The organism is Protofrankia coriariae (assembly GCF_001017755.1).
GTDB classification, from domain to species: domain Bacteria; phylum Actinomycetota; class Actinomycetes; order Frankiales; family Frankiaceae; genus Protofrankia; species Protofrankia coriariae.
In genome coordinates this window covers 7,332-15,923 of the sequence record NZ_JWIO01000044.1, presented here as the reverse complement: position 1 = coordinate 15,923, position 8,592 = coordinate 7,332, and the positions used below count along the sequence as shown (strand labels likewise).

The following is an 8,592-nucleotide window of genomic DNA, read 5'->3' as shown; positions in this document are numbered from 1 at the left end:
GCGCTCGGCGGGCTGCCGGTGGCGCTGCGCGCGTCGCTGGTGCTGCGCGGCCTGGTCGGGTTCCTCACCTTCTACCTGGCGTTCCTGCTGCGGACCAGCGGCGGCAACAACCTGTGGCTCGCCGGGCTGGCGATCTGCGCCGGGGTGGGCAGCGGCCTGGGTGTGTTCGTCGGCGGGCGCCTCGGCCGCAAACGGCCGGAAGCGCTGCTGATGCTGTCGCTGCTGATGGCCGCCGGCGGCTGCCTGGGCGCCGCCGTCAACTACACGAAGCTGACCTCGCTGCTCGCGGCCCTGCTGGTCACCATGGCCAGCTCGACCGGCAAGCTCGGGCTGGACGCCATCATCCAGCGGGACGTCGCCGAGGACACCCGCAACTCGGCGTTTGCCCGCTCGGAAACCGCGATGCAGCTCGTCTGGGTCGCCGGCGGCGCGATCGGCCTGATCGAGATGCCCGGCACGCTCGGCTTCGCCGCCGCGTCCGCGGTGGTCCTGGGCACGATGTTCGTGGAGACCCGGGCCCTGCACCGTTCCCGGGCCGCGGCCCGGGAACTGCACAACGCCCCGCGCGCCCCGCACGCCCCGGCTGCTCCGCACGCCCCAGCGACCCCGTCCATGGCTCACTTCGACCCGGGTGCGCCCACCCAGCCGCAGGCCCCGCCCCTGCCGCAGACCCTGCCGCAGCACCCGACCCTGCCGCAGACCCTGCCGCAGTACCCGACATTGCCGCAGACCCTGCCGCAGGCCCCGCCCCTGCCGCAGCCGCCCGCCGCGCCCGACGCCCCAACCGTGCCGCGACCGCCCGTCCGGCGCTGGTGGGTGCGCGGTTCCAGCCGACCGAAATAATCAAAAAAGCGATCAGACGGTACCAGCGGTCGACGGCCACCGGCTCCCACCGCGGCCAGCACCCCGGCCGCCGGCAGGGGCTCCTGGCCACGGCCAGGCCGCCCGTGGTCGAGCCGCTGAGCAGGCGGGTTGAGACCGACAACCCACCCGCGGGATCGCGAGCAGGCCGGCGCCCGACCGTCGGGAACGGTAACCTCCGATCGTGTCCGCATCTCGGCTACTTTTCCGCACTCGGCGGCGACGCCCCGTCGTGCTCGGCCTCCTCGGCGCGCTGATCCTGGTGATCACCGGCTGCGACAAGCCGACCCCGCTGGTGACGTTGCAGTCCGGCGGCAACTTCGTGCAGGCGCACGCCGCCCAGTACGACCGCGACGGCACAGTGATCAAAAAAGGCGGATACCAGGCGCCGGTCCTGCACGCCGCCCCCGGGTCAGTCGTCAACATCGACGTCGCGCAGTCGATCGCCGACAAGGGATACTTCCTGGCGTCCAACGACACCCGGATCACCGACATCATCACCGAGCCGCACTACCGGCTGTCCGTGCCGGACGGGCGCGGCGAGGTGAACCTGACCGTCTTCCAGGCCCCGCACGCCGGCTCCGAGCAGGCTTCCGGGAGCTGGCCGTTCCGGCTCGTCGTCCAGCCGTAGCCCGATGAACCCCAGTCCTGTCAGCCCCGCCCGCACAGGCCCGAGCGGCGGCACGGCGCGCCCCGGCGGCACAGGCCCGGCCGCGGCGTGCCCGGGCCGCACCCGCCCGTCGACTGTCCCGCTGGCGGACGCGTGAGCCGCATCCTGCTCGTCACCGCGATGACAGCCGAGGCGGACGCGGTCTGCGCCGGAATGATGGGGCCGTGGCGGCCCCGACCCGTCACCGGCACGGGCAGTACCGCCGCTGCCGCCGCCGGTACGGGCACGCTGTCGCGTGGCTCGCCGCCGTCGTGGGACCGCCAGCTCCTGACCGCCGTGCGGATCGGCCCCTACCTGGGCCGCCGCTCCGGCGCGGTGACCGTCCTCGCCGCCGGGGCCGCCGGCCCCGCCGCGGCTGCCGGNNGCCCCGCCGCGGCTGCCGGCACCGCCACCGCGCTCGCCACCGCCCAGGCCGCGGGAGAGCCGTTCGACCTGGTCGTCTCCTTCGGGATCGCGGGCGGTTTCGCCGGCCGCGCGGACATCGGCGACCTCGTCATCGCGGACGCGCTGATCGCCGCGGATCTCGGCGCGGAATCCGGCGTCGACGCCCCGCCCGGTGAACCGGGACAACCACCCGCGCCGACGGCTTCCAGCGACTTCCTCACCCTGGAACAGCTCGGGCTCGGATCCTCCACGCTGTCACCTCGCGAGGAAGCCGTCCAAGCCCTCACCGGCATCCTCGCCGGTACCGGACGCCCGGTGCGGACCGGGCCGGTGCTGACCGTCTCGACGATCACCGGGACCGAGCGCCGGGCCGCGGCCCTGGCACTGCGTTTCGGCCCGGCCGCCGAGGCGATGGAAGGGTACGCGGTCGCGGTCGCGACGGCGGTGTACGGCACGCCCTTCGCCGAGATCCGCGCGATCAGTAACACGGTCGGGCGCCGCGACCGGGCCAGCTGGGACGTGTCGGGCGCGCTGGCCGGGCTGAGCGCCGCGGCAGCCGCCCTCACCGCCGGCATCGACACCCTCACCGCGGCCCTGCGCGCGACCAGCTCCGGCGGCCCGGTCAGGCCAGCCGGACCCGCGGAAGCGACGGGACCAGCGACAGGCGGCACATCGTGACCGGGACCGACGTCGGCGAGAGCACGTCGACGTCGACGTCGACGATCCCGACGGCACCGCCGTCCCTGCCGACACCGCTGTCGTTGGCGATCTCTCCGTGCCCGAACGACACGTTCGCCTTCCACGCGCTCACGCACGGGCTGGTCGGGGACGGCACCCCCGTCACGGTGACCTTCGCCGACATCGACGTGCTCAACAGCCGCGCCGCCGACGCCCTCGACGACGTCGTCAAGGTCTCCTACGCGGCCCTGCCCTGGCTGCTGGGCTCCTACCAGCTGCTGTCGGCCGGCAGCGCGCTGGGACGCGGCTGCGGACCGCTCGTGCTGACCGCCGGCCGGGCCGACCTGCGTGGCGCCCGCGTCGCGATCCCCGGCATGCGCACCACCGCCTACCTGCTGTTCCGCCTGTGGGCGCAGGAGCGCGGGGTGAGCGAGATCGACGTCCTGTCCTTCGAGAAGATCATGCCGGCGGTGCGGGACGGACGGTACGACGCTGGCCTGGTGATCCACGAATCCCGGTTCACCTACCCGTCCTTCGGCCTGACCGCCATCGCCGACCTCGGCGACTGGTGGGAGTCCGAAACCGGCCTGCCGATCCCGCTCGGGGCCGTCCTGGGCCGCCGCCACCTCGACGGCGCCGCGCTGTCCGCGGCGGTGCGGGCGAGCGTGGCCGCCGCGTTCGCCGACCCGGCGGCGTCACGCTCCCACGTCCTCGACCACGCGCAGGAGATGGACCCGGACGTGGTGGACGCCCACATTGGCCTGTACGTCAACGACTACACCCTGCAACTCGGCGACGAGGGTTACGAGGCGGTCGAGGCCCTGCTGGGCCGTGCGGCCGCCGCGGGCCTCGTCCCACCCCTGCCCGTCCCCCTACGCTGATCCGCGCCCGGCCCACGCGGGGAGCGGCCGCCGGGCGATCAGACCTCCAGCTCGTCGGCGACCGCGTGAACGACCTTCGCCACCTTCTGGGCCGTGCGCCGGTCGGGATAGCGCCCGCGGCGCAACGAACCCTGCACCTCGTCCAACAGTTTGATCATGTCTTCGACCATGCTGTGGAGCTCGTCCGGGCTACGCCGCGCCGCCTGCGCGGCAGCCTTCGTCACCGACGGCGGAGCCGCGAGCAGCCGCACCGACAACGCCTGGTCGCCACGGCGGCTCGTGGCGATCCCGAACTCGACCCGGTCACCGGGCTTGAGTCTGTCCACGCCAGGCGGGAGCGCGGCCTTGTGGACGAAAACATCACCGCCGTCGTCACGGCTGAGAAAGCCAAAGCCCTTGTCGACGTCGAACCACTTGACTCTGCCGGTGGGCACGGAAGACCTCGTTATGAGTAGCGAAGGGGGACTGTCCGGTGAGATACCGGGGTCTCAAGGCTATCCGGGGACGCGCCGACGAGTGGCCGTCCGTACTTTTTCATCACCGAGCAGTAGCACCCGAGCGATGGTCGCCCAGCTCACCGGCAAGCCTGGAGCAGCCAGGCCTACTGGTCGGCTTCCCCGGTCCAACGGGCTCCCGAACGCGACAAACATGATCGCTCATCCTTTGGCTCGCAGCCCCCAACCAGCCGCCGGCGATGCGACGCAATGATCGAACCGCCTTTGGCCCCACAACCCAGGTTGGCCGCCGGCGATGCGATACAACGATCGCACCGCCTTTGGCCAGGGGGGCCGCGGGATCCGTAGGCTGGTAGGCGTGGACGATCCAGCGGCGCGGGAACCAGAGCCTGCTGAGCCCTCGGGGCGCCGGAGGCGGACGGACCTCTTCGTCCGGGCCGCGGTCGTGTCGTTCGCGATCGGCCTCGTCGCCACCGCGGTCATCATTATCCCGTTCTTCTTCGGGGTCACCGAACGTCCCACCTGGCTCAACGCGGTCGCGGCCGGCGGGCTGACCGTCGGCTTCGCCCTCGCCCTGATCGGGATACTCCTGGCTGTGCTCTCCCCCGCCCCGGTGGACGAGGCCGAACCGGTCGACGCCGAGGGAAACCCGATCTGACCGGACCGCCCCCGGCCGTTCTCACCGTCCGGCGCCGCCTTCCCCGGACGCTCGCGCCACGGCCGGCAGCAGTTCGTTCATGGAGCCCGACCGGAACCCGCGGGGGTCGACCTCCACCCGGTCGAAGCCCTCGACGGCGGCCAGCAGGTCCGGACGCGCGGCCAGCGCCGCCACCTGGTCGGCGTCCACCTCGACCATTGCCACGTCGTCGAGGTCGCGCACCCGCAGGTTCCGGACGACGAGCCCCGCGGCGGCCAGGGCCACCCGCAGCCCGGCCTCCGCGCGTTCGACCCGGGCCAGCCGGGCCGGCGACACCTCGATGCCGTAGGCGATCCGGCTGGCCAGGCAGGCCGCGGCCGGCTTGTCCCAGGTCGACAGACCCCACCGCCGGGACGCCTCGCGGACCTGCGCCTTGGTCAGGCCGGCGTCCAGCAGCGGGGTACGCGCCCCCCGCTGGGCCGCCGCCCGGATACCCGGCCGGAACCCGGCGACGGCGTCGTCGGCGTTCGTCCCGGTCACCACATGGGTGAGGCCGAGGGAGTCCGCGAGCGGCCGCAGCGTCTCGGTGAGCTCCGCCTTGCAGAAGTAGCACCGGTCCGGCCCGTTGGCCCGGTAGCCCTCGCGTCCCATCTCGTTCGTGGCCGGGGTGAGATGGCGCACGCCGAGCCGCGCGGCGAAATCGGTGGCGGCGGCGAGCTCGGCGGCCGGCAGGGACGCCGAGCTCGCCGTGGCCGCCACCACCCGGTCGGCGCCGAGCGTCCGGACCGCCGCCGTCAGCAGGAACGCCGAGTCCGCCCCACCGGAGAAGGCCACCAGTACCGAGCCGAGCCCGGCCAGCCGTGTGGCCAGGTCGTCGAGCCGGCCGGGCAGCAGATGGGACGACAGCCAGCCGCCGAACGCGGCCAGGTCGGGCAGGACGACGTCGGCTCCGGCGGCGGCCAGTTCGTCCGCCGAGCACGGGCCGGTGGCCACCGCGACGGCCAGGGCACCGGCCGCGTGCGCTCCGACGATGTCACCGACATGGTCACCCGCGTAGATCGTGACATCGTGCTCGATCATGGCCTCGGCCTTCGTCTCGGCGAACCGCCAGCCCTCGACCGCGTCCACCTCGATGCCGATGTGGGTGAGGCTCGCCCGCGCGAGCGGCTCGCTCTTGGCGGTGACGACGACCGCCTGCCCCCCGTGGCGACGCACCTGGGCGACCGCGTCGGCGGCGCCCGGCATCGGCAGCGACACCGGCAGCGCGTGGACGGCGTACAGCTCGCGGTAGCGGGCCGCCGTCTCCGCTACCCGCTCGGGCGGGAACCAGCGGGCGATCTCCTCCTCCAGCGGCGGCCCGAGGCGGGCGGCGGCCGCTTCGCCGTCGATCGCCACCCCCGTCTCGGCGGCCAGCGCGGCGTAGGCGGCGACGACGCCGCGCCGAGGGTCCAGCAACGTCATGTCCAGGTCGAATCCGACGACCGGCCCGGCCGCTCTCGGCGGACCGGCTGCCCCCGAGGCAGGTTGCCTCGGCACGGACACGGGCTGTTCTGGCACGGATGTCGACACACACCCGAGGGTAGTTACCGCCGCCTCGCCACGGGCGCCCACAGCCACAGAGCCCCCGAGCACCGCCCCCGAACACCGTCAATCGATCAAAGATTCGCGATCGATTACCGCCGAATCATGAGAACGAGGGAACAAGCGGCCGCACAGCAGCCATTTCCACACTCGTTTTCCTGATCACATTCACTTTCTTGATCGAAAAAGGCGTACGGTGCCCGGTGGGGTTCGCGGTGCAGGGTGGTGTTCCTGGCGCACCGGCCGTGTCGGCGCATGCGGCCGGGCGGGTACCCATCGGCCCCCCGAACGGCGCACCCGCCCGGGGGACCGATGGGTACGCCCACAGCTCGAGGCTGGCCGCGCAGGCGTGGGCAGCACACCCGCTCCAGGCCCGGACGGCACCGGCGGAACCACGTCCGATGGATCTTCGAGCGCGGGCGACACCAAGCCGACCAACATCCATCAGCCCCGGCCCTGCGATGCACCGATACAGTCTTCAGGCGTGGCCAGGGTCGTTGTGGACGTGATGCTGAAACCGGAGATCCTCGACCCGCAGGGGCAGGCGATACTCGCCGCGCTGCCACGCCTGGGCGTGTCCGGCATCGCCGGGGTACGCCAGGGCAAGCGTTTCGAGCTGGAGGTGGACGGCGACGCCGACGCCGACGTCCTCGCCCGGATCGACCAGCTCGCCGCCTCCCTGCTCGCCAACCCGGTGATCGAGGACTACGTCGTGCGGGTGGAGCCGCCGCAACCGGCGCAGGCCAGCCCCACCGGGGCCAACGCGGTCAGAGCCGAACCCGCCACCTGAGACGTGTCCGGAAGGCCCGCGAGGGCGACCGCACACTGATCGTGGCAACGGCAACCATCACTCCGTGACGAAAAGCGCATGCGTCACGCCGAAGCGCAACGTCCCGAACCAACACATCCACCCCACGGGACCACCCCACCGCCCCGTTCGCGCACCCCTCCGCCTGCCCGGCGGGCCCGGCGGGGCGTGAGCAGCCGGGGCGGGTGGGTGAGTCAGGCCGTCGGGTCGGCTGGGGAGAGGAACATGACCCGGCGTCCGCACGAGTCACAGACGGCAACCCGTGCGTATGGTTCGTCGTCCCCTGGGACGAGATGTGCCAACGGTACGATCCCGCCGCACCACGGGCAGGTGAGCCACGGCCCGTCCGCTCCGCATCCTGATGATTCGACATCGAGCGATTCCACGGTAATCACGGTCCCACCACGGGCCTTGTCGCCGCGGACGAAAAAGCGCCCTCGTGACCACAGCCGGCCGGCCGAGGGACCAAAGACGGAGCGACCATGTCTCTCTCTCGCGCCGCCGGCAGGCCCAAATCCCCGGGATCATGTCCCGCGCAATGTCCAGCGGCCACCTGTCCAGCGGCCACCTGTCCAGCGGCCACCGCGTGATAGCTGCCTGTCCGGTAGCCGCCTGTCCGGTAGCCGCCTGTCCGGTAGCCAACGCCACGGGATGCCGGGCGGATGGCAGGATGGCCGCGTGGGTTCGGATCAGATACCTTCGGTCGCAGTAGATCAACTTCCGACGACGGTCACGCCGGACGTCGGGCCGCTGCTCCTCGACGTCCGGGAGGCGGAGGAGTGGGACGCGGGGCATATCGCCGGAGCGGTCCACATCCCGATGGGTGAGCTCCTCGAGCGCATCGAAGAGGTGCCTCGCGACCGGGACGTGGTGGTGATCTGCCGCTCCGGGCAGCGTTCGGCCGCGGTCACGGCCTACCTGCACCGCGGCGGCTGGCAGGCCCGCAACCTGGACGGTGGAATGATCGCCTGGGACGCCTCGGGCCGTCCGATGGCGAACAACGCACCGCATCCCCCGGCCGTGATCTGACGGTATCCGGCCGGCTCCCCGTGGCCAGGCCGGCGGCGGGTGCGTCCACAACACTCCTGTCCACAACCGGCGCCATCTCACCGGCACGGGCGCTGGACGGCGGGAAACTGGCGTTATGACCCCCGCCGCGTCAGTGCCGCGTCCCCGACCGCCGGCAGATCATAATCAAGGTTGCACGGATCAAAGCCGTGGAGACCAGGACCATGCGGAGCCAGGCGACCGAGGCCGGCGCCGCGGGCGGGGTGGCACCGCGGCTGCCGGCGTCACTGCACATGGGAGCGCGGCCCACGACGCCACGGCCGACGGGGGCCCGATCCGGAACACCGTGGTCCGCAGCATCGTGGTACGCGGCGCCGCGGTCCGCGGCATCGTGGCGCGAGGTGTCCCGGCCGACGGCCGGGCACGAATCCTGTCAGCGGCTGTTGCGCTCTGCCTCAGCGTGTTTCTCGCCCTGACCGGATGCGGGACGCTCGACGGCGCGGGATCGCCCGCGGGCTCCGGCGGGACGGCCGGCGGACGCGGCCAGGTCGTCACCATCGGAACCGCCGTCGCCACCCTCCAGTCGATCCCGGTGCACCCGGCCACGACATCGCCGCCGTACCGGCGGG

10 protein-coding genes (1 of these 10 cut by a window edge) are annotated in these 8,592 nt (G+C 72.7%); 8 read left to right on the top strand and 2 right to left on the bottom strand.

The features are described 5' to 3' along the window. From FrCorBMG51_RS31850 to FrCorBMG51_RS20350, 4 genes are all read left to right on the top strand, one after another. A partial coding sequence (locus FrCorBMG51_RS31850) for an MFS transporter (protein WP_476742219.1) occupies window positions 1-843 on the top strand: 843 nt, incomplete at its 5' end. A gap of 202 nt (window positions 844-1,045) precedes the next feature. Continuing rightward, a complete protein-coding gene (locus tag FrCorBMG51_RS20360) occupies window positions 1,046-1,492 on the top strand; it encodes a hypothetical protein (RefSeq protein ID WP_047224637.1) in 447 nt (148 codons plus the stop codon). Window positions 1,493-1,624: 132 nt separating this feature from the next. Beyond that, window positions 1,625-2,593 (top strand): futalosine hydrolase, encoded by a 969-nt coding sequence (mqnB, locus tag FrCorBMG51_RS20355; protein ID WP_047224636.1) that lies wholly within the window; start codon window positions 1,625-1,627, stop codon window positions 2,591-2,593. A gap of 44 nt (window positions 2,594-2,637) precedes the next feature. After that, a complete protein-coding gene (locus FrCorBMG51_RS20350) occupies window positions 2,638-3,474 on the top strand; it encodes a 1,4-dihydroxy-6-naphtoate synthase (protein ID WP_076845126.1) in 837 nt (278 codons plus the stop codon). 38 nt (window positions 3,475-3,512) lie between these two features. On the opposite strand, the gene FrCorBMG51_RS20345 is transcribed toward FrCorBMG51_RS20350, so the two are convergent. Then, window positions 3,513-3,908, bottom strand: coding sequence for a cold-shock protein (locus tag FrCorBMG51_RS20345; RefSeq protein WP_013871729.1), 396 nt, complete (start codon window positions 3,906-3,908; stop codon window positions 3,513-3,515). Between the two features lie 379 nt (window positions 3,909-4,287). Here FrCorBMG51_RS20345 and FrCorBMG51_RS29930 point away from each other — a divergent pair, with 379 nt between their 5' ends. Next, window positions 4,288-4,587, top strand: coding sequence for a hypothetical protein (locus tag FrCorBMG51_RS29930; RefSeq protein ID WP_175648459.1), 300 nt, complete (start codon window positions 4,288-4,290; stop codon window positions 4,585-4,587). A gap of 21 nt (window positions 4,588-4,608) precedes the next feature. On the opposite strand, the gene larE is transcribed toward FrCorBMG51_RS29930, so the two are convergent. Next, window positions 4,609-6,102: an ATP-dependent sacrificial sulfur transferase LarE gene (gene larE, locus FrCorBMG51_RS20335; RefSeq protein ID WP_338052782.1), complete on the bottom strand. Its 1,494-nt coding sequence runs from the start codon at window positions 6,100-6,102 to the stop codon at window positions 4,609-4,611. 529 nt (window positions 6,103-6,631) lie between these two features. Here larE and purS point away from each other — a divergent pair. From purS to FrCorBMG51_RS20320, 3 genes are all read left to right on the top strand, one after another. Next, window positions 6,632-6,937, top strand: coding sequence for a phosphoribosylformylglycinamidine synthase subunit PurS (purS, locus tag FrCorBMG51_RS20330; RefSeq protein ID WP_047224634.1), 306 nt, complete (start codon window positions 6,632-6,634; stop codon window positions 6,935-6,937). Window positions 6,938-7,633: 696 nt separating this feature from the next. Then, complete coding sequence (locus FrCorBMG51_RS20325) at window positions 7,634-7,984, top strand: rhodanese-like domain-containing protein (protein WP_047224633.1); 351 nt, start codon at window positions 7,634-7,636, stop codon at window positions 7,982-7,984. A gap of 115 nt (window positions 7,985-8,099) precedes the next feature. Then, window positions 8,100-8,592, top strand: partial view of an HNH endonuclease family protein gene (locus FrCorBMG51_RS20320; protein WP_476742218.1) — the start only. The gene runs 533 nt beyond the window's last position; 493 of the gene's 1,026 nt are visible here — the first part of the coding sequence; its start codon is at window positions 8,100-8,102; the stop codon falls past the right edge of the window.